Origin of the sequence: Citrobacter sp. Cpo012, from assembly GCF_030333015.1 — a bacterium.
Classification (GTDB): domain Bacteria; phylum Pseudomonadota; class Gammaproteobacteria; order Enterobacterales; family Enterobacteriaceae; genus Citrobacter; species Citrobacter portucalensis.
Genome location: NZ_JAOWGR010000040.1, coordinates 164,867 through 186,042 on the forward strand (window position 1 = coordinate 164,867; position 21,176 = coordinate 186,042).

Genomic DNA, 21,176 nt, shown 5'->3' on the forward strand with positions numbered 1-21,176 from the left:
TACGCGTAACAGTAGAAAAAAGAAGATCCAGGAAGAGGAAAATGATCGTTATGTGATCAACATTGCATTTACGTGCAAGATGAAAAAAAGAGGGATTAGCCTGATAAGCGTAACGCGATCAGGCCGTAAGGACAGGTTGCCGGATGGCGGCGTAAACGCCTTATCCGGCCTACAAAAACGACAAAAGCGAATACGAAATGTCGTCCGGTCGAGCACTGCAACGCCGGGACTGCACCGGACTAAACATCCTTCACCCGCCCGGTCATCCATAGCGTCACCACCGAAATCACCGCAATTACCCAATAGACGGCATAGTGACCGTAGCTTTGCGCAACAGCCCCCTGAATCACCCCTGCCAGAATGACTCCCGTTGAAATACTGTTGGTAAATAATGTGGTCGCTGACCCCGCACGTCCGGGCATCAGATCCTGAAACCACAGCATGCCTATCCCGGCGATAATACCGATAAATACCGCGTTAAACAGTTGCAGCACCAGCAACGCCGTACGGCTGTGAAAGAAGATCAAACCAAGATAAAACAGCACGCCTGCTGCTACGGCGGCGATCATCATTCGCCGTTTGCCAAAGCGTTTCACGTAATAGCCCGCCAGAATCATCGCCGGAATTTCCAGCCCAGCCGCCGTCCCCATTAGAATCCCGGCCAGCTTGTCCGGCAAGCCTAGTTCGAGGCTTATCCACAGCGGCATATCGATGATGTACATGGTGTTGCAGGTCCACATCAGCGTGGAGGCAATAAACAACATACGCACATTTTTGTCCTGCCAACCACCGGTCTGTTCCAGCGGCACGTCTACAGGCTGCTCCACCCGAGCAACTGACGGCAGTATCAGCGCAATCAGCACCAGGCTAATGGCAAAAATCCCTGCGGCAATGGAAAACATCGCCGTAAAGCCGTAATTCAGCGCCAGCATAAAAGCCAGCGGTGGGCCAATTACCCAGGCCAGTGAAAGCTGCGCACGCATCACCGAGCTAAACATCACCACTTCACGCGCGGAGTTATCAGCATATTCCCGCGCCAGCGCAAACAGCTGCGGCATGGCGGTGTTCGCCAACGAGGCCAGCAGCACACCACAGGTGATCAGCGTAAGATAGTGACGATTAAAGGCAAACAGCAACGCATTGCCAATTGCCATCAGGCAGCAGAACATGATCAACTTACGTCGATCGCCCTGGCTGTCGGATCGTTTCGCGAGGCCAAGGCTGACGACGATCCCGACAATCGCATTGACGGTGTAAAACAGCCCGACCCAAAATGGCTGCGCCCCGACTTCACGGCTCAGGAACAGACTCAGCGTGGGTGCCTGCAATGCCCCCGCCACGCCCATCATAAAAGCGACCAGCATAAATGCTGCGTAAACGCCGTTGAGGCGCCGTCCCATGGTCATAATCCAGAGCATATCTTTCCTTTTAAGCGCAGCTGAAACGAAAAAAGCCAGCAGATGATACCTGCTGGCGCGGCGATTAACACCAATACTCAGTCACACATGATGTCTGCAATTTCCAATTCAGGAGTCAGATGTCATCTCCCACTGCATCAGCTCTTCGAGCATCTTTAAGCGCTGCGGGGCACTCAGGCAAGCCAACCAGGACGATTTTTCTGTCGCGGTAAAGTACTTCAACCAGAACTGACGCATAGATGACCCCTTCGTTGTCTCATCGCTTCATCGGAATCTATTATTGGCTTAATATAGGGACTATAAAATTGCTGAGTTTTCCGCAGGAGTTCCCCTTTTATGTCTTCTGGTCGTTTGCAACAACAGTTCATCCGTCTGTGGCAATGCTGTGACGGCAAGACGCAAGAAACGACGCTCAACGAGCTGGCGGATCTGCTGAGCTGCTCGCGCCGCCATATGCGTACGCTGCTTAATACCATGCAGGATCGTGGCTGGTTAACGTGGGAAGCTGAAGTTGGACGAGGCAAACGCTCGCGACTGACATTCCTCTATACTGGGCTAGCGCTCCAGCAGCAGCGCGCGGAAGACCTACTGGAACAGGATCGCATCGATCAACTAGTGCAGCTTGTCGGTGACAAAACGGCCGTCCGGCAAATGCTGGTCTCCCACTTGGGCCGCAGCTTTCGCCAGGGTCGGCATATCATGCGCGTTCTCTATTATCGCCCGATGCACAACCTGCTCCCCGGTACAGCATTACGCCGCTCCGAAACCCATATCGCCCGCCAAATTTTCAGTGCCTTAATTCGGGTAAATGAGGAAAATGGGGAACTGGAAGCGGACATTGCCCATCACTGGCAGCAAATTTCACCTTTGCATTGGCGATTCTTCCTGCGCCCGGGGATCCATTTTCATCATGGCCGCGAGCTGGAAATGGAAGATGTTATCGCCTCGCTGAGGCGCATTAACGCCCTACCACTGTACTCACACATCACGCAGATCGTCTCTCCCACGGCCTGGACGCTGGATATCCATCTGGCCCAGCCAGATCGCTGGCTTCCCTGGCTATTGGGGCAGGTCCCGGCCATGATCCTGCCGCGAGAATGGGAAACGCTAAACAACTTTTCCAGCCACCCGATTGGTACCGGTCCGTATGCGGTAATGCGCAATACCAATAACCAACTGAAAATTCATGCATTTGATGATTACTTTGGCTACCGGGCGCTGATTGACGAAGTTAACGTTTGGGTATTACCCGACATCGGAGAAGAGCCTGGCGGCGGGTTGACGCTAAAAGGTCCAACAGAGGATGAAAAGGCGATCGAAAGCCGCCTCGAAGAAGGTTGCTACTACCTGTTGTTTGATGCGCGTAGCCACCGTGGCGCGAACCAGGAGGTTCGCGAGTGGGCAAGCCGCGTTCTCTCGCCAACGAATTTAATCTGCCACGCCGATGAACAGTACCAGCGGTTGTGGTTTCCCGCCTACGGTTTGCTTCCCCGCTGGCATCACGCCAAACCTGGCCATGGTGAAAAACCCGCCGGGCTGGAAACGCTGACGATCACCTACTATCGCGATCATATCGAACACCGGATTATCGCGCAGATCATGAAAACGTTGCTGGCGCAGCATCAGGTACAGTTGAATATTCAGGAGATCGACTACGATCAATGGCATGCAGGTGAAATCGTCAGCGATATCTGGCTCAACAGCGCCAACTTTACCCTCCCGCTGGACTTCTCACTGTTCGCACATTTGTGCGAAGTCCCTTTGCTGCAAAACTGTATCTCGCGGGACTGGGAAAACGATGCGGCTCGCTGGCGAACGGGCGAAATGAGCCTGGCAGCATGGTGCCAACAGCTGCTTGCCACAAAGGCCATTGTGCCATTAATCCACCACTGGCTGATCATTCAGGGGCAGCGCAGTATGCGCGGGCTGCGCATGAATACCCTCGGCTGGTTTGATTTTAAATCGGCGTGGTTTGCGCCGCCGGATCCATAAGAGCCAGCTCTTAATTGCTGCCCGGCAACAAAATCACTACACTAACGCCGTTCTCAACGGGGTGCTAAATAAAAAACATACACAAGATCATTCATGATGCATCAAGGCGGCAAGCGAGTGAGTCCCCAGGAGCATAGATAACTATGTGACTGGGGTGAGCGAGCGCTGCCAACACAGAGGCAGCGTGAATGATGAAGTGTATGGGCTGAGAGATACCCGTCGAACCTGATCCGGATAATGCCGGCGAAGGGATTTGAGGCTTATCTCAAGTCCTTTGCCACCCAACTCTTGAGGTGCAAAGTGTTTAAAAAATGTCTTCCGCTTTTACTGCTGTGCGCAGCGCCTGCTTTCGCTAAACCTGTACTGACCGTCTATACCTACGACTCGTTCGCAGCTGACTGGGGCCCGGGCCCGACAATCAAAAAAGCCTTTGAAGCTGACTGCAACTGCGAGCTAAAACTGGTCGCGCTGGAAGATGGCGTTTCGCTGCTTAACCGCTTGCGCATGGAAGGAAAAAACAGCAAAGCCGACGTCGTACTGGGTCTGGATAACAACCTTCTGGAAGCCGCTACACAAACCAAACTGTTTGCCAAAAGTGGTGTTGCAAACGACGCCGTTAACGTACCCGGCGGCTGGAAAAACGATACCTTCGTTCCGTTTGATTACGGCTATTTCGCCTTCGTTTATGATAAAAACAAGCTGAAGAATCCGCCCAAAAGCCTGAAAGAACTGGTAGAGAGCGACCAAAAATGGCGCGTCATTTATCAGGATCCGCGCACCAGCACGCCGGGATTGGGTCTGCTGCTATGGATGCAGAAAGTCTATGGCGATAAAGCGCCAGAGGCGTGGCAGAAACTGGCAGCCAAAACCGTCACCGTCACCAAGGGCTGGAGCGAAGCCTACGGCCTGTTCCTGAAAGGTGAAAGCGATCTGGTGCTCAGCTACACCACCTCTCCGGCCTATCACATCATCGCCGATAAAAAAGACAACTACGCCGCAGCCGACTTTAGCGAAGGCCATTATTTGCAGGTGGAAGTCGCCGCCCGTACCGCGGCCAGCAAGCAGCCGGAACTGGCCGAGAAATTCCTGAAGTTTATGGTATCCCCGGCATTCCAGAATGCGATTCCGACCGGCAACTGGATGTATCCCGTGACGCAAGTCGCCCTACCGCCAGGATTCGAGCAACTGAATAAACCGGCCACCGCGCTGGAATTTACGCCGCAGCAGGTTGCGGCTCAACGTCAGGCATGGATTAGCGAATGGCAACGCGCCGTCAGCCGTTAATTCCCGGCTGGCTGTTTCCTGGGCTTACCGCCGCCACGCTGATGGTGGCCGTTGCCCTGGCCGCATTTTTGGCACTGTGGTTTAACGCCCCGCAGGGAGAATGGCTCTCGCTGTGGCAAGATGACTACCTGTGGCACGTGGTGCGCTTTTCTTTCTGGCAGGCATTTTTATCCGCTGTGCTGTCGGTTGTCCCGGCGATTTTCCTTGCCAGAGCGCTCTATCGTCGCCGTTTTCCTGGACGTATGGCGCTGCTGCGTCTGTGCGCGATGACGTTAATCCTGCCAGTGCTGGTCGCGGTATTCGGTATTCTTAGCGTCTACGGTCGCCAGGGTTGGCTGGCCTCGCTCTGGCATACATTCGGGCTGGAGTGGACGTTTTCGCCATACGGTTTGCAGGGCATTCTGCTGGCGCATGTCTTTTTCAATCTGCCGATGGCCAGCCGCCTGCTGTTACAGTCGCTGGAGAATATTCCCGGCGAACAGCGGCAGTTAGCCGCTCAGTTGGGTATGCGTGGCTGGCATTTCTTCCGTTTTGTTGAATGGCCGTGGCTGCGTCGTCAGATCCTGCCCGTCGCGGCACTTATCTTTATGTTGTGCTTCGCCAGCTTCGCCACCGTTCTGTCGCTTGGCGGCGGGCCACAGGCCACCACCATCGAGCTGGCTATCTATCAGGCGCTGAATTTTGATTACGATCCTGCCCGCGCAGCCATGCTGGCGTTGATCCAGATGGTTTGTTGTTTGGCGCTGGTGCTCCTCAGCCAACGTCTGAGCCGCGCGATTGCTCCCGGTGCTACCCTGGTACAAGGCTGGCGCGATCCCGACGATCGCCTGCACAGCCGACTGGCTGACGCAATCCTGATTATTCTTGCCCTGTTGCTGTTACTGCCGCCGTTGCTGGCGGTGATTGTCGATGGCTTAAACCGCCATGTTCTGGATGTACTGATGCAGCCAGTGCTGTGGCAGGCGCTGGGAACCTCGCTGCGCATCGCATTAGCAGCAGGAGCGTTATGCGTCGTACTCACCATGATGCTGTTATGGAGCAGTCGTGAACTTCGTGCCCGACAGCAACTGCTGGCAGGTCAGATGCTGGAGTTGAGCGGCATGATGATCCTCGCCATGCCGGGCATCGTGCTGGCAACCGGCTTCTTTCTGCTGCTCAATAACACCATTGGTCTTCCTGAATCTGCCGACGGCATTGTCATTTTTACCAATGCATTGATGGCGATCCCTTACGCACTGAAGGTACTGGAAAACCCAATGCGTGACGTCACTGCGCGCTACAGTATGTTGTGCCAGTCGTTGGGCGTTGAGGGATGGTCGCGCCTGAAAGTGGTTGAACTGCGCGCCCTGAAGCGCCCGCTGGCGCAGGCGATGGCGTTTGCCTGCGTCCTGTCGATTGGCGATTTTGGCGTAGTGGCGTTATTTGGTAATGAGGATTTCCGTACCCTGCCGTTTTATTTATATCAGCAGATTGGCTCTTATCGCAGTCAGGATGGCGCGGTTACGGCGTTATTACTGCTGATCCTGTGCTTTACGCTGTTTACCGTTATTGAGAAATTGCCGGGTCGAAATGTTAAAACTGATTGATATCACATGGCTTTATCACCATTTGCCTATGCGCTTTACGCTGTCGGTCACGCGCGGTGAGCAAATAGCTGTACTCGGGCCCAGCGGCGCCGGGAAAAGTACGCTGCTGAATCTGATTGCCGGCTTTCTCACGCCTGCCAGCGGTACCATGATGATTGACGGTGAAGATCACACCACCACGCCGCCCTCACGCCGTCCCGTTTCCATGTTGTTTCAGGAAAATAACCTGTTCAGCCATCTGAGCGTACAGCAAAACATCGGCCTGGGCCTGAATCCGGGATTGAAGCTGAACACATCGCAGCGGGAGAAAATGCACCACATCGCTCAACAAATGGGACTCGACTCTCTGCTGGAACGCCTCCCCGGTGAGCTTTCCGGCGGGCAGCGGCAGCGCGTGGCGCTGGCGCGTTGTCTGGTGCGAGAACAACCTATTTTACTGCTTGATGAACCGTTCTCAGCGCTCGATCCCGCGCTGCGCCAGGAGATGCTAACGCTGGTCGCCGAAGTCTGTCGCGAGAAGCAGCTGACGTTGCTGATGGTTTCTCACAGCGTAGAAGATGCCGCGCGAATTGCGTCCCGCTCGATTGTGGTCGCCGATGGGCGCATCGCGTGGCAGGGCAAAACGGACGATCTGTTAAGCGGCAACGCCAGCGCCTCGGCGCTATTGGGCATTAAAGCATAATGCGTTGCCGGATGACGGCGTGAACGCCTTATCCGGCCTGTAGGTCGCACATTTTGTAGGCCGGATAAGGCGAAGCCGCCATCCGGCAAAGGTATCGTCAGTAACCTACAACCTTACGCAGAATGTCGATATACACCGGCATCAGCGGATGGCGCAGTAACGCCACCAGCGCGACCACGCCGATCCCGAGCGTTAACGGCGCCAGATACAGCAAACGGCTGCGGGGGAAATACGCCGTTAAGCGATCAACAGCCGCTTTGCCACTACGCCATAGCCGCCAGCAAAACCAGCCGCCCACCCAGAGCAACACCGCCGTCGCCAGCAGCAACCATTTAAAATCCCCGCTCTGCATATCAGAAGGGATATCAATTGCCGCTCCCGCCAGGATCCCCGGCAGGAAGTAGAACGGTGGCCACAGCACGCAGCCAATAATATTCGGGACGATAAATTTAGCGACAGGCAGATCCAGCATGCCTGCTACCATCGGCACCAGCGGGCGCGTCGGTCCGACAAAACGCCCCACCAGAATAGTAAACATGCTGTGTTGATGCAGGGCGTGCTCGGTTTTATCCAGCAGCGCCTTGTTCTTTTTCATGAATGACCAACGGTGCAGCGGCTTTTTAAAGCGCCAGCCCAACCAGAAGGAGATCCAGTCCCCCAACAGGCAGCCGACAATGCCCGCAAGCCAGGCATGCCAGAAGTTCAGTTCGCCGCTGCCAATCAGCGCGCCCAACCCCGCCATCATCACGGTCCCGGGCAGAATCAGACCAACCAGCGCCAGCGACTCCAAAAAAGCCACCAGAAGTACGGCGATCAGAGAGTACAGGGCGGACTGGAGAATAAAGTGTTCCAGCAATGCTTGCATAATGTGTCCGTCAAATTTACGAAGCAGGGATTTTGATAACCCCTCTCAACTTCGTCAAGCCATCAATTGTCTGAATAGATTGCGAGTTATGACAACTTTCAGGATACATCATTCACTTTTTCTTTACATCAAGGTCTGTTTACCGCAAATGACACGCAATTTGCCGAGTTTCGGCGCATCCTGGATCAATCGCTGGCCGAAAAGAAAGGGTGATTTAATGCGCGATAAGTATTCATGGTGAAAGACTTAGAGCCAGGCCCATTAGTTCATTTCACCGTGTCAAAATACTCCAGCTCAAGAGAGTCCCATTTTTGGGATATACAATAGCGTTGATAGTTATCAGCATAGTTATGCGGGTCATGATAAAACCATATACAATTATATTTTATTGAAGGATTTAGTTTCTGCAAAAAACCGATTAAGTACGTTTTTTTAGCAGCGATATCATTAATATTACTCCACTTTACAATAACTCTCATTTGCTGATTATCCAGATTATATTCATAATTATACTCAACATCTTCTGATATTAATGGTACATTTTTCAGAACATCAGGCGTATATAGCCAGTAAGAAAAAATATCACTACGTTCGTAATGATGTTCCCCAGACGTTAGAGCAAACCAAATTAAAAAACACAGAAATGGTATAGTAAGTAGTATTACAAATAATAAAATCCATTTTTTCATATTCACCAATGCCTCTGTGGTGAATGTGGATTAAGCAGAAAAAAAAGTGGACGGTCAAATGGCGAATCAGCATAGTTCATAGTATCAGATACTGAGACAGAGCCATAAACCTCATGATTTATCCTATTTTTATTTTTAATCGGATTACTATGAAACTGATTACACATTAAACCGGAGAAAGATTCATTTAATGGTTTTATATAATTCATCCAGTCTGGCAGATTTTTCTTAATCGGTTCTCCATATTTGAAAGGTGGATGAGTTGAAAAAAGAAAAGGCAAAAAGTCTCTATTCTTAAAAGTACCAATTGGATCATGAGCATCCCATATTTGTGCGGCTGTTTCATAGGATACAGGCTTCGCCAGATAAAATGGATCTGGCCCGGTTCCAAAAACACGATAAAAACCCACTAAATCAGAAACTAAATCCTCGACACTAAAACCACTATCGGTATACCAATTGAAGAGAATAGAGTCTTGCCAGGCTTCGAATCTTTTTGCAGTCCCATACATAATAGTCAGAGCAATTCGGGCCTTAACCGCAGGTGAAAGGCATGAACGCACCATGACCTGTGTATGTACACCAGAATGAAAAGTCAAACCTAAACCAAATAACTTCTTCCTTATCCCCATTTCCTGATAGTAATCTACTGGAAAGTACCAATCATTGAGTTTCTTGTAATATTTTGCTCGTTGCTCTTGTTCAAGTTTTCTCTTCAGGATTCTGGCATCATTTCCCTGTGCATGACCTAAATCGATCCACCCCAGCTCTTCAGTGTAAACTAACCCATATTTTTTTGTTGTCGCAAACATTCCATCAGTAATATCAAAACGCTTACTCATTTAAAACCTCCTTGACAGGAAGTTTATAGCAAGAATATTTTCATCAAACAAATGCTGATTTTTTATTATTTATAGATATATATTCATCATAAAATCACCGCGCATCTCAGATGCCAAATTTTAATGCGCTGAAAGAAGTTTAATACTCGCAGCGCACAAGCTAAATTTATTCACATCCAGCGCGAAACTCACTCGGACTGGCACCGGTACATTTTTTGAAAACACGAGAGAAATAGAGCTGGTCGTCAAAACCAACATTGCGACCTACGGTGGCGATAGGCATACGTGTGGTACTCAGCAGTAGCTTCGCCTGGCTGATGCGCTGGTCCTCGCGCCAGCTTAATACGCTGATCCCCAACTGCTGACGGAACAGATGCGACAAACGGGAAGGCGACAGGCAGACGTGCTGCGCGACGCTGGCGATATCAAAATTGCTGTCCGCCAGGTGATCGCTGATGTACTGGCAGGCATCGCGGACGCGGTTGTCCATGGGCGGGTGTAGCGATTCATTGATGGCTTCCATACGTCGGAGCAACAACTGCTCCAGTAAATTAATCGCCAGCAGTTCGGAATAACGACCTTCTCCCTGCCCGGCGTTAATTATCTGCCCAAACAGTTCGTTAAAATGCGGCTGATGCGCTTCATCCGGGCGGAAAAAGCCGGTCTGGCCAAAAATGGCCGGCCAGGTCAGCCACTCCTGCCAGTAGGCGCGCGGACGAAAGTAAACCCACTGGTGATACCACTCGCTGGCATCAGGGTGGCGCCCGTAGTGATGAATTTCTCCAGGTGGAAACAACAGAATATCGCCAGGCCGGCAGACAAACTGCTTGCCCTGATTATTGATAACCCCTTCGCCACGGATGGTGAGATTGAGGATATAACCCTTCATACCCAGCGGCCTGTCGATAAAAAAATCCAGGTATCCGTTCGCCTCAATGGGGGTTAATCCGGCCACCAAATGCGCGTTAAACGAATAACCTGGCAACAGGGGATCGTTTTGCGTTTCAGCCATAATTTCAATACTCCCTATGTCCTGCCAAGAAACAATTTGTCCATATTACGCCAGACATCATCGCTGTCGCCCCTGCGGGCCGCTGTATTTGCGGCAATGGACCACCAACCCCGCTTGTGAAAAGCTCTTTGTAAAAAACATGTACTACGCCAACGTCAAAATCGGCTAACAAAAGTGTCTATAACTACGGCAGAAATGTCCACATTGATTATTTGCACAGCGTCACACTTTGTGATGTCACAGCATTTTAGTCCATAAGATTAGCGGATCCTGCCTGACGGTTTTTATCGCTACTCACTACTGTTTATCCATACCCGTATTTTTGGATGGAGTAAGACGATGGCGATTGCAATTGGCCTCGATTTTGGTAGTGATTCAGTACGCGCTTTGGCGGTGGAATGTGCCACCGGCGAAGAGATCGCCACCAGCGTTGAGTGGTACCCACGTTGGCAGGAAGGGCAGTATTGCGATGGCCCAAACAACCAGTTTCGCCATCATCCGCGCGACTACATTGAGTCCATGGAAGCGGCGCTGAAAACCGTCCTGGCCGAGCTGAGCGCGGAACAACGCGCGGAAGTGGTCGGGATTGGCGTTGACAGTACCGGCTCAACCCCGGCACCCATCGATGCAGACGGTAATGTACTGGCGCTGCGTCCGGAGTTCGCGGAAAACCCGAATGCGATGTTTGTCCTGTGGAAAGATCACACCTCAGTAGAAGAAGCCGAAGAAATCACCCGCCTGTGCCATACACCGGGCAAGATCGATTACTCCCGCTATATCGGTGGCATTTATTCCAGCGAATGGTTCTGGGCCAAAATCCTGCATGTAACTCGTCAGGACCACGCAGTTGCCGAAGCTGCGGTTTCGTGGATTGAGCTATGCGACTGGGTTCCAGCCCTGCTCTCCAACACCGTACGCCCGCAGGATATTCGTCGCGGTCGCTGCAGCGCCGGGCATAAATCCCTGTGGCATGAAAGCTGGGGGGGTCTGCCGCCAGCCAGTTTCTTTGACGAACTCGACCCCATCCTCAACCGCCATCTGCAATACCCAATGTTTACCGATACCTTCACCGCGGATCTGCCGGTTGGCACCCTGTGCGCCGAGTGGGCACAGCGTCTGGGGCTACCGGAGAGTGTGGTGATTGCAGGCGGTGCTTTTGACTGCCATATGGGCGCGGTCGGCGCAGGTGCACAGCCTAACACGCTGGTGAAAGTCATCGGCACGTCAACCTGCGACATTCTGATTGCCGACAAGCAAAGCGTTGGCGAGCGTGCGGTGAAAGGCATTTGCGGCCAGGTTGATGGCAGCGTGGTACCTAATTTTATTGGCCTTGAAGCTGGTCAGTCTGCATTCGGTGACATCTATGCCTGGTTTAGCCGTGTATTGAGCTGGCCGCTGGAACAGCTTGCGGCGCAGCACCCGGAACTGAAAACACAGATTAAAGCCAGCCAAAAACAGCTGCTGCCTGCGCTCACCGAAGCCTGGGCGAAAAATCCGTCGCTGGATCACCTGCCGGTCGTGCTCGACTGGTTCAATGGTCGTCGTACGCCGAATGCCAACCAGCGTTTGAAAGGCGTCATTACCGACCTGAATCTGGCAACCGATGCGCCAGCGCTGTTCGGTGGTCTGATTGCCGCCACGGCCTTTGGCGCACGCGCCATCATGGAATGCTTCACCGAACAAGGCATTGCGGTTAACAACGTGATGGCGCTTGGCGGTATCGCGCGCAAGAACCCGGTCATCATGCAGGCCTGCTGTGACGTGCTGAACCGTCCGCTACAGATTGTCGCTTCAGACCAGTGCTGCGCACTCGGTGCAGCTATCTTCGCCGCCGTTGCCGCGAAAGTACACGCCGATATCCCTGCCGCTCAGCAGCAGATGGCAAGCGCCGTGGAAAACACGCTGCAACCTCGCCCAGAGCAGGCTCAACGTTTTGAACAGCTTTACCGCCGCTATCAGCAGTGGGCAGTAAGCGCTGAACAGCAATACCTTCCGACTGCCGCTCCGGCGCAACAAGCCCCGGTAGACCTGGCAACCCTGACACATTAAGGACACGACAATGACGATTTTTGATAACTATGAAGTGTGGTTTGTGATTGGTAGCCAGCATCTGTATGGCCCTGAAACCCTGCGTCAGGTAACCCAACATGCCGAGCACGTCGTTAACGCACTGAATACTGAAGCCAAACTGCCCTGCAAGCTGGTATTAAAACCGCTGGGCACTTCCCCTGATGAGATTACCGCTATCTGTCGTGACGCGAACTACGACGATCGCTGTGCAGGGATGGTGGTCTGGCTGCATACCTTCTCCCCGGCCAAAATGTGGATTAACGGCCTGACTATCCTCAACAAGCCGCTGATGCAGTTCCACACCCAGTACAACGCCGCCCTGCCGTGGGACAGCATTGATATGGACTTTATGAACCTGAACCAGACTGCGCACGGCGGTCGTGAGTTCGGCTTCATCGGCGCGCGTATGCGTCAGCAGCATGCCGTGGTCACCGGTCACTGGCAGGATAAACAAGCGCACGAACGCATTGGCTCCTGGATGCGCCAGGCCGTGTCCAAACAAGATACCCGCCACCTGAAAGTCTGCCGTTTTGGCGACAACATGCGTGAAGTTGCGGTCACCGATGGCGATAAAGTCGCTGCGCAGATCAAGTTCGGCTTCTCGGTAAACACCTGGGCCGTGGGCGATCTGGTGCAGGTAGTGAACGCAATTAGCGACGGTGAAATCAACGCGCTAATCGATGAGTACGAAAGCACCTACACCATGACGGCGGCGACGCAAGTCCACGGCGAAAAACGTCAGAACGTCCTGGAAGCGGCCCGTATTGAACTGGGGATGAAGCGCTTCCTGGAACAGGGAGGATTCCACGCCTTCACCACCACATTTGAAGATTTACACGGACTGAAACAGCTCCCTGGTCTGGCCGTACAGCGTCTGATGCAGCAAGGCTACGGCTTTGCGGGCGAAGGCGACTGGAAAACCGCCGCTCTGCTTCGCATCATGAAGGTGATGTCAACCGGTCTGCAGGGCGGCACCTCATTTATGGAGGATTACACCTACCACTTCGAGAAAGGCAACGATCTGGTGCTCGGCTCGCACATGCTGGAAGTGTGCCCGTCCATCGCGGTGGAAGAGAAACCGATCCTCGACGTACAGCACCTCGGCATTGGTGGTAAAGACGATCCTGCCCGTCTGATCTTCAACACCAAAACCGGCCCGGCAGTGGTTGCCAGCCTGATCGATCTCGGCGATCGCTATCGCCTGCTGGTTAACTGCATCGACACGGTACAAACGCCGCACTCCCTGCCAAAACTGCCTGTCGCTAACGCGCTGTGGAAAGCTCAACCGGATCTGCCAACCGCTTCTGAAGCCTGGATCCTTGCCGGTGGCGCGCACCACACCGTGTTCAGCCACGCGCTGGATCTGAACGATATGCGCCAGTTCGCTGAAATGCATGATATCGAGATCGCAGTGATCAATAACGATACCCGCCTGCCGGCCTTTAAGGACGCGCTGCGCTGGAACGAAGTCTATTACGGCTTCAAACGTTAACAACTGCCGGATGACGGCGTAAACACCTTATTCGGCCTACAAGAATGTGCGATTTGTAGGCCGGATAAGCGTAGCGCCATCCGGCAAGATTCATCGGAGAGCATCATGTTAGAAGATCTCAAACGTCAGGTACTGGAAGCCAATCTGGCGTTGCCTAAGCACAATCTGGTCACCCTGACCTGGGGAAACGTTAGCGCCGTCGATCGCGAGCGCGGCGTGTTTGTGATTAAACCTTCGGGAGTCGATTACAGCGTAATGACCGCCGACGATATGGTGGTAGTCAGTATCGCCACGGGTGAAGTTGTAGAAGGTACGAAGAAACCTTCCTCAGATACCCCAACACACCGTTTGCTGTATCAGGCATTCCCGACCATTGGCGGCATTGTTCACACCCATTCGCGCCATGCAACCATCTGGGCACAGGCGGGTCAGTCGATTCCGGCAACGGGGACCACCCATGCGGACTATTTCTACGGTTCGATTCCCTGCACACGCAAAATGACCGACGAAGAAATCAACGGCGAATATGAATGGGAAACCGGTAACGTAATCGTTGAAACCTTTGAAAAACAAGGTATTGATGCCGCACAGATGCCTGGCGTGCTGGTGCACTCTCACGGTCCATTTGCCTGGGGAAAAAATGCCGAAGATGCGGTGCATAACGCCATCGTGCTGGAAGAAGTCGCCTATATGGGGATTTTCTGCCGCCAGCTCGCGCCGCAATTACCGGATATGCAGCAAACCCTGCTAGATAAACACTACCTGCGCAAACACGGTGCAAAAGCGTATTACGGGCAGTAAAAGAAATAAGCGCGCAGATAATCTACGCGCTCCTTTATAGTTATTCGCTATAATATTCGGCGAATGAACCTTGGTATACACAATCATTTGAACAGATATAATCAATTACATTATCATAGTGTCCATGAGCCTTATTTCCTTCCAGACAATGGAAAAAGATATAATCTGTAATCGTCGCCTGCCACTTCTGCCCGTTCAGCAGATAATTAATCACTGTATCTTTGTGTCCCTTACTTTTGTCATTACCCTGCCAGTGAAAAAAAGCGCTACCATTTTCAATAATTTCAGCATTCCACAACTTACCGTCCCATGTTTTATATAAAATATATTTGCTCACAGTTTTAATCGCTGGATTAGAAATCATTGTGTTAACAAACATATAGTTCTGATATTTAATGCCAAGCTGATGTTTGGAAAGAACGTTCATAAAAACTCCATTTTTTCAAAATTAATATTAAAAGGACAAAAAAATGCACAAGCCATCGACAAAATAAAATTATATTCACAGAGAATTTCCCGACGAAATTGAATTGAAACTGCTTAGTTAGAACAATAACAACCCCATTTAAATATATTATATTTAAGATAATGACCCAAACATTTCGAATGAAAGTTTTACACTAACAGCTAATAAAAACAAATAAAAATATAATTTTTTTACTAATCCGAGAAATATGTAGCAAAATCAAATGAGCACTATTCCTAAAAAACAGAAAAAGTATGAAAACGAACTTGTAATTAACAATTAAAACATAAACAACGTAATTAATGGAAACTAATGTACAAATACCAGCTATAACATATCTATCTGTAGCCTATCAAAGCTATTTGATTCATATATTGCATATGAAGATAACATTGTCAGGTAGGAATAATTATTTTACTCAGGAAAGCGTATTTCGGGCAGTAACCTCTTCTGAGCATGACAACTGTATAAAATCACAGCTAATCTATCAGAACCAGGCTATAATAATGCCTGGTTTTTTGACGGATACGCAGCGTGGCGCAAGCAGGTTTTATTTTAACCCGGCACTGGCGGGACACCCCGCAGGGAACTGAGGTCTCATTCTGGCTGGCTACAGACGATGGGCCGCTGCTGGTCACGCTCGCGCCTCAGGAGTCGGTCGCGTTTATTCCCACCAGTCAGGTTCCTCGCGTAATGTCATTATTACGCACTGAAAACGGCTATCGCCTGAAATCGCTGCAATTGCAAGACTTCCACCGCCATCCTGTTTCCGGCCTGTATTGCCGCTCACATCGCCAGCTCATGCGGTTGGAAAAACTGCTGCGCGAAAACGCAGTCACCGTCTATGAGGGCGATGTACGCCCACCTGAGCGGTATCTGATGGAGCGCTTTATCACCTCTCCTGTTTGGGTCGAAGGCGACAGACATAATGACATGCTGCTGAATGCCCGCCTGAAGCCGAACCCTGACTATCGACCACCGCTAAAATGGGTATCGCTGGATATTGAAACCACGCGCCACGGCGAACTCTATTGCATCGGCCTTGAAGGCTGTGGGCAGCGTATTGTCTACATGCTCGGCCCGCCAAACGGCGACGCCTCTACGCTTGATTTTGAACTTGAGTACGTAGCAAGCCGCCCGCAGTTGCTGGAAAAACTCAATGACTGGATTGCCCGTCACGATCCTGATGTGATAATCGGCTGGAACGTCGTGCAATTCGATTTACGCGTCCTGCAAAAGCACGCCGAACGTTACCGCATTCCCCTGCGTTTTGGCCGTGATAGCAGCGAGCTTGAGTGGCGCGAGCATGGCTTCAAGAACGGCGTATTCTTCGCTCAGGCTAAGGGGCGCCTGATTATCGACGGTATTGAGGCGCTAAAATCCGCGTTCTGGAATTTCTCGTCATTTTCACTGGAAACGGTATCGCAGGATCTGCTTGGCGAAGGGAAGTCGATTGATAATCCGTGGGACCGAATGGACGAAATCGACCGTCGATTTGCCCAGGATAAGCCCGCGCTTGCCACCTACAATCTCAAAGACTGTGAGTTGGTCACGCGCATTTTTCACAAAACCGAGATCATGCCTTTTCTGCTGGAGCGCTCGACGGTCAACGGTCTGCCGGTCGACCGGCACGGTGGTTCAGTTGCCGCCTTCGGACATCTCTACCTGCCACGAATGCACCGGGCGGGTTATGTGGCGCCGAATCTGGGTGAAGTCCCCGCGCACGCCAGTCCCGGCGGCTACGTGATGGACTCGCGCCCAGGCTTATACGACTCCGTACTGGTGCTGGATTACAAAAGCCTGTATCCCTCAATAATTCGTACTTTTTTAATCGATCCGGTGGGGCTTATCGAAGGGATGGCGCAGCCGGATCCGGAACACAGCACCGAAGGTTTCCTTGACGCCTGGTTTTCACGCGAAAAGCACTGCCTGCCTGAAATCGTTACTCAGATCTGGTACGGGCGCGAAGAAGCAAAACGCCGCGGCAATAAGCCACTCTCGCAGGCGTTGAAAATCATCATGAACGCATTTTACGGCGTGCTGGGCACCACCGCCTGTCGCTTTTTCGACCCGAGATTGGCCTCGTCCATTACCATGCGCGGCCATGCGATCATGCGCCAGACCAAAGCGTTAATTGAGGCTCAGGGTTACGATGTCATCTATGGCGATACCGATTCCACCTTTGTCTGGCTGAAAAAGGCGCACTCAGAAGACGATGCAGCCCGAATTGGTCGGGAACTGGTGAGCTATGTCAACACCTGGTGGGCGCAATCGCTGAAGCAACAAAATCTGACCAGCGCGCTGGAGCTGGAATTTGAAACCCATTTTTGTCGCTTTCTGATGCCGACCATTCGCGGTGCAGATACCGGCAGTAAAAAACGCTATGCAGGGATGATTCAGGACGGTGCTGAGCAACGTATGGTGTTTAAGGGACTGGAAACGGTACGAACCGACTGGACGCCGCTGGCCCAACAATTTCAGCAGGAGCTATACCTGCGAATTTTTCGTAACGAACCTTATCAGGAGTTTGTTCGCGAGACTATTGCCCGTCTTATGGCCGGCGAAATGGATGAACAACTGGTGTACCGCAAGCGCCTGCGCCGCCCGTTAAGCGAATACCAGCGAAATGTTCCACCACACGTTCGTGCCGCGCGACTCGCCGATGAGCAGAATGTAAAGCTGGGGCGTCCACCGCAGTATCAGAATCGCGGAACCATAAAATATGTCTGGACGGTCAATGGCCCAGAACCTGTTGATTATCAGCTATCTGCGCTCGATTACGAGCATTATCTGACCCGCCAGATCCAACCCGTTGCTGAGGGAATTCTTCCCTTTATTGACGATAATTTTGCTACACTACTCACAGGACAACTGGGGTTATTTTGACGCGTGACGAAACCGCCGCCATCCAGTACCATAGCGCCCTTTCCATTCCTGGACCCATTTAACACCACTACCACTGATTTATTAGCCTGGTAGCGGGGTCGTATGCTCTCAATAACGGGGATTAGCCCGGAAAATGACGAGTATTGCCTGCAATTAAAGATATAGAGCCGAACATATATGCCTTTTACACTTGGTCAACGCTGGATCAGCGATACAGAAAGCGAATTGGGACTTGGTACTGTTGTCGCCATGGATGCGCGAACCGTCACTTTACTTTTCTCATCGACGGGCGAAAACCGTCTGTATGCGCGCAGTGATTCCCCCGTGACCCGCGTGATGTTCAATCCTGGCGATACGATAACAAGCCATGAAGGCTGGCAACTGCATGTCGATGAAGTAAAAGAAGAAAACGGCCTGTTTGCCTATATCGGAACCCGCCTGGATACCGAAGAAACCGGTGTCATGCTGCGTGAAGTGCTGCTCGACAGCAAACTGGTATTCAGCAAACCACAAGATCGCCTGTTTGCTGGCCAGATTGACCGCATGGATCGCTTTGCTCTGCGCTATCGCGCACGTAAATTTCAGAGCGAACAATACCGTATGCCGTGGAGTGGGTTGCGTGGTCAACGTACCAGCCTGATTCCTCACCAGCTGAACATTGCCCATGATGTTGGCCGTCGTCATGCCCCTCGCGTTTTACTGGCAGATGAAGTGGGTTTAGGTAAAACCATTGAAGCCGGGATGATCCTGCATCAACAACTGCTGTCCGGCGCCGCAGAGCGCGTGCTGATCATCGTCCCGGAGACATTACAGCATCAGTGGCTGGTCGAAATGCTGCGCCGTTTCAACCTGCGTTTTGCGCTGTTTGATGATGAGCGTTATGCAGAAGCGCAGCACGACGCCTACAACCCGTTTGAAACCGAACAACTGGTCATCTGCTCGCTGGACTTTGCCCGTCGTAATAAACAACGTCTGGAGCACCTGTGTGACGCCGAGTGGGATCTGCTGATTGTCGATGAAGCCCATCACCTTGTGTGGAGCGAAGACGCGCCCAGCCGCGAATATATGGCCATTGAACAGCTGGCAGAACGTGTGCCGGGCATCCTGCTGCTAACCGCTACACCGGAGCAGCTGGGCATGGAAAGTCACTTTGCACGCCTGCGCCTGCTGGACCCGAGCCGTTTCCACGATTTCGCCCAGTTTGTTGAAGAGCAAAAAAATTATCGTCCGGTCGCCGACGCCGTCGCCATGCTGCTGGCAGGTAACAAGCTGAGTAACAATGAGCTGAACATGTTAGGCGACATGATTGGCGAGCAGGACATTGAGCCGCTATTGCAGGCGGCAAACAGCGACAGCGAAGACGCCCAGAGCGCGCGTCAGGAGCTGGTTTCGATGCTGATGGACCGCCATGGCACCAGCCGTGTGCTGTTCCGTAACACCCGTAACGGTGTGAAAGGCTTCCCGAAACGCGAGCTGCATACCATCAAGCTGCCGCTGCCGACCCAATACCAGACGGCGATTAAAGTCTCCGGCATTATGGGCGCGCGTAAAAGTGCAGAAGACCGGGCGCGCGACATGCTCTACCCGGAACAGATTTACCAGGAATTCGAAGGCGACACCGGCACCTGGTGGAACTTTGACCCGCGCGTGGAATGGCTGATGGGCTACCTGACCAGCCACCGCTCACAAAAAGTGCTGGTCATCTGCGCGAAAGCCACTACCGCGCTTCAGCTGGAGCAGGTACTGCGCGAGCGCGAAGGCATCCGCGCCGCCGTATTCCATGAAGGGATGTCGATCATTGAACGTGACCGCGCCGCAGCATGGTTTAGCGAAGAAGATAGCGGCGCCCAAGTAATGCTGTGCTCTGAAATCGGCTCCGAAGGGCGTAACTTCCAGTTCGCCAGCAATCTGGTGATGTTTGACCTGCCGTTCAACCCGGATCTGCTGGAACAGCGTATTGGCCGTCTGGACCGTATTGGTCAGGCGCATGATATTCAGATTCACGTTCCGTACCTGGAAAAAACCGCGCAATCCGTGCTGGTGCGCTGGTACCACGAAGGTCTGGACGCGTTCGAACACACCTGCCCGACCGGCCGTACTATCTATGACACGGTCTATAACAATCTGATCGGCTACCTGGCTGAACCAGAAAATACCGAGGGCTTTGACGATCTGATCAAAACCTGCCGCGAACAGCATGACGCGCTGAAAGCACAGCTGGAGCAAGGTCGCGATCGCCTGCTGGAGATCCACTCTAACGGCGGCGAAAAAGCACTGGCGCTGGCTGAGAGTATTGAAGAACAGGACGACGATACCAGCCTGATCGCCTTCGCCATGAACCTGTTTGATATCGTCGGAATTAATCAGGATGACCGTGGCGACAATTTAATCGTGCTGACGCCGTCCGATCATATGCTGGTGCCGGATTTCCCTGGGCTGCCGGAAGATGGCTGCACCATTACGTTCGAGCGCGATGTCGCCCTGTCGCGTGAAGATGCACAATTTATTACCTGGGAGCATCCGCTGATCCGCAATGGTCTGGATCTGATCCTCTCCGGCGACACCGGAAGCAGCACTATTTCGTTGTTGAAAAACAAAGCATTACCTGTTGGTACACTGCTGGTTGAGCTGGTCTATGTTGTTGAAGCGCAAGCGCCGAAACAACTGCAGCTAAACCGCTTCCTGCCACCAACGCCGGTACGCATGCTGCTGGATAAAAACGGCAATAACCTTGCTGCACAGGTTGAGTTCGAAACCTTTAACCGTCAGCTCAGCGCCGTTAACCGCCACACCGGCAGCAAACTGGTCAACGCCGTGCAGCAGGATGTTCATGCCATTCTGCAACTCGGTGAAGCGCAGGTGGAAAAATCAGCCCGCGCACTGATCGACGCAGCGCGTAAAGAAGCTGACGAGAAGCTGACGGCAGAACTTTCCCGTCTCGAAGCGCTGCGTGCCGTTAACCCGAACATCCGTGATGACGAACTTAGCGCAATTGAAAGCAACCGTCAGCAGGTGATGGAAAGCCTGGATCAGGCGGGCTGGCGTCTCGATGCCCTGCGCCTGATCGTCGTGACGCATCAGTAACGGAGCC

General features: G+C 52.3%; 16 protein-coding genes. 9 read left to right on the forward strand and 7 right to left on the reverse strand.

The genetic code is table 11. From position 1 onward, the window contains the following. Positions 1-239: 239 nt before the first annotated feature. Entirely contained in the window at positions 240-1,418 is a 1,179-nt protein-coding gene (locus tag OGX90_RS15285) for a sugar efflux transporter (protein ID WP_003829576.1), read from the reverse strand. Positions 1,419-1,526: 108 nt separating this feature from the next. Further along, positions 1,527-1,655 carry a glucose uptake inhibitor SgrT gene (gene sgrT / locus OGX90_RS15290; RefSeq protein ID WP_020996233.1) on the reverse strand — a complete coding sequence of 43 codons (129 nt, stop codon included), beginning with the start codon at positions 1,653-1,655 and terminating at the stop codon, positions 1,527-1,529. Between the two features lie 99 nt (positions 1,656-1,754). Here sgrT and sgrR point away from each other — a divergent pair, with 99 nt between their 5' ends. From sgrR to thiQ, 4 genes are all read left to right on the forward strand, one after another. Continuing rightward, a complete protein-coding gene (gene sgrR, locus OGX90_RS15295) occupies positions 1,755-3,410 on the forward strand; it encodes an HTH-type transcriptional regulator SgrR (RefSeq protein WP_057067388.1) in 1,656 nt (551 codons plus the stop codon). 300 nt (positions 3,411-3,710) lie between these two features. Then, positions 3,711-4,694, forward strand: a complete 984-nt coding sequence (gene thiB, locus OGX90_RS15300) for a thiamine ABC transporter substrate binding subunit (RefSeq protein WP_008786184.1) — start codon at positions 3,711-3,713, stop codon at positions 4,692-4,694. Further along, positions 4,670-6,280 (forward strand): thiamine/thiamine pyrophosphate ABC transporter permease ThiP, encoded by a 1,611-nt coding sequence (thiP, locus tag OGX90_RS15305; protein WP_174770706.1) that lies wholly within the window; start codon positions 4,670-4,672, stop codon positions 6,278-6,280. The genes thiB and thiP overlap by 25 nt, the downstream gene beginning before the upstream one ends. Continuing rightward, entirely contained in the window at positions 6,264-6,962 is a 699-nt protein-coding gene (gene thiQ, locus OGX90_RS15310; RefSeq protein ID WP_032942352.1) for a thiamine ABC transporter ATP-binding protein ThiQ, read from the forward strand. Before thiP ends, thiQ begins: the two co-directional genes overlap by 17 nt. Positions 6,963-7,059: 97 nt before the next feature. Here the strand turns inward: thiQ and OGX90_RS15315 are convergent, their stop codons facing one another. From OGX90_RS15315 to araC, 4 genes are all read right to left on the reverse strand, one after another. Continuing rightward, positions 7,060-7,827 (reverse strand): DedA family protein, encoded by a 768-nt coding sequence (locus tag OGX90_RS15315; protein ID WP_003829584.1) that lies wholly within the window; start codon positions 7,825-7,827, stop codon positions 7,060-7,062. Positions 7,828-8,093: 266 nt separating this feature from the next. Continuing rightward, positions 8,094-8,516 carry a hypothetical protein gene (locus tag OGX90_RS15320; RefSeq protein ID WP_174770707.1) on the reverse strand — a complete coding sequence of 141 codons (423 nt, stop codon included), beginning with the start codon at positions 8,514-8,516 and terminating at the stop codon, positions 8,094-8,096. A 2-nt stretch (positions 8,517-8,518) separates the two neighbouring features. Then, positions 8,519-9,358: a hypothetical protein gene (locus OGX90_RS15325; RefSeq protein ID WP_286624206.1), complete on the reverse strand. Its 840-nt coding sequence runs from the start codon at positions 9,356-9,358 to the stop codon at positions 8,519-8,521. 166 nt (positions 9,359-9,524) lie between these two features. Next, positions 9,525-10,370 carry an arabinose operon transcriptional regulator AraC gene (araC, locus tag OGX90_RS15330; RefSeq protein ID WP_003829586.1) on the reverse strand — a complete coding sequence of 282 codons (846 nt, stop codon included), beginning with the start codon at positions 10,368-10,370 and terminating at the stop codon, positions 9,525-9,527. 339 nt (positions 10,371-10,709) lie between these two features. On the opposite strand from araC, the gene araB reads away from it, so the two are divergent. The 3 genes from araB (at position 10,710) to araD (ending at position 14,733) form a co-directional block, all read left to right on the forward strand. Then, complete coding sequence (araB, locus tag OGX90_RS15335; protein ID WP_103285774.1) at positions 10,710-12,419, forward strand: ribulokinase; 1,710 nt, start codon at positions 10,710-10,712, stop codon at positions 12,417-12,419. Between the two features lie 10 nt (positions 12,420-12,429). Continuing rightward, positions 12,430-13,932 (forward strand): L-arabinose isomerase, encoded by a 1,503-nt coding sequence (araA, locus tag OGX90_RS15340; protein WP_234692546.1) that lies wholly within the window; start codon positions 12,430-12,432, stop codon positions 13,930-13,932. A gap of 105 nt (positions 13,933-14,037) precedes the next feature. Further along, positions 14,038-14,733 (forward strand): L-ribulose-5-phosphate 4-epimerase, encoded by a 696-nt coding sequence (gene araD, locus OGX90_RS15345; RefSeq protein ID WP_048214955.1) that lies wholly within the window; start codon positions 14,038-14,040, stop codon positions 14,731-14,733. A 40-nt stretch (positions 14,734-14,773) separates the two neighbouring features. On the opposite strand, the gene OGX90_RS15350 is transcribed toward araD, so the two are convergent. Next, positions 14,774-15,160, reverse strand: a complete 387-nt coding sequence (locus OGX90_RS15350; protein ID WP_048214956.1) for a DUF4751 family protein — start codon at positions 15,158-15,160, stop codon at positions 14,774-14,776. A 573-nt stretch (positions 15,161-15,733) separates the two neighbouring features. Here OGX90_RS15350 and polB point away from each other — a divergent pair. Continuing rightward, positions 15,734-18,085, forward strand: coding sequence for a DNA polymerase II (polB, locus tag OGX90_RS15355; RefSeq protein ID WP_286624209.1), 2,352 nt, complete (start codon positions 15,734-15,736; stop codon positions 18,083-18,085). 177 nt (positions 18,086-18,262) lie between these two features. After that, on the forward strand, positions 18,263-21,169 hold the full coding sequence (rapA, locus tag OGX90_RS15360) for an RNA polymerase-associated protein RapA (RefSeq protein ID WP_286624211.1): 2,907 nt from the start codon (positions 18,263-18,265) through the stop codon (positions 21,167-21,169). Positions 21,170-21,176: the final 7 nt, after the last annotated feature.

What these genes read in the sequence shown, in the direction of transcription:
- OGX90_RS15285 (WP_003829576.1), bottom strand. Translation starts at nt 1,418, where the DNA reads ATGCTCTGGATTATGACCATGGGACGGCGCCTCAACGGCGTTTACGCA.
- sgrT (WP_020996233.1), bottom strand. Translation starts at nt 1,655, where the DNA reads ATGCGTCAGTTCTGGTTGAAGTACTTTACCGCGACAGAAAAATCGTCC.
- sgrR (WP_057067388.1), top strand. Translation starts at nt 1,755, where the DNA reads ATGTCTTCTGGTCGTTTGCAACAACAGTTCATCCGTCTGTGGCAATGC.
- thiP (WP_174770706.1), top strand. Translation starts at nt 4,670, where the DNA reads ATGGCAACGCGCCGTCAGCCGTTAATTCCCGGCTGGCTGTTTCCTGGG.
- thiQ (WP_032942352.1), top strand. Translation starts at nt 6,264, where the DNA reads ATGTTAAAACTGATTGATATCACATGGCTTTATCACCATTTGCCTATG.
- OGX90_RS15315 (WP_003829584.1), bottom strand. Translation starts at nt 7,827, where the DNA reads ATGCAAGCATTGCTGGAACACTTTATTCTCCAGTCCGCCCTGTACTCT.
- OGX90_RS15320 (WP_174770707.1), bottom strand. Translation starts at nt 8,516, where the DNA reads ATGAAAAAATGGATTTTATTATTTGTAATACTACTTACTATACCATTT.
- OGX90_RS15325 (WP_286624206.1), bottom strand. Translation starts at nt 9,358, where the DNA reads ATGAGTAAGCGTTTTGATATTACTGATGGAATGTTTGCGACAACAAAA.
- araC (WP_003829586.1), bottom strand. Translation starts at nt 10,370, where the DNA reads ATGGCTGAAACGCAAAACGATCCCCTGTTGCCAGGTTATTCGTTTAAC.
- araB (WP_103285774.1), top strand. Translation starts at nt 10,710, where the DNA reads ATGGCGATTGCAATTGGCCTCGATTTTGGTAGTGATTCAGTACGCGCT.
- araA (WP_234692546.1), top strand. Translation starts at nt 12,430, where the DNA reads ATGACGATTTTTGATAACTATGAAGTGTGGTTTGTGATTGGTAGCCAG.
- araD (WP_048214955.1), top strand. Translation starts at nt 14,038, where the DNA reads ATGTTAGAAGATCTCAAACGTCAGGTACTGGAAGCCAATCTGGCGTTG.
- OGX90_RS15350 (WP_048214956.1), bottom strand. Translation starts at nt 15,160, where the DNA reads ATGAACGTTCTTTCCAAACATCAGCTTGGCATTAAATATCAGAACTAT.
- rapA (WP_286624211.1), top strand. Translation starts at nt 18,263, where the DNA reads ATGCCTTTTACACTTGGTCAACGCTGGATCAGCGATACAGAAAGCGAA.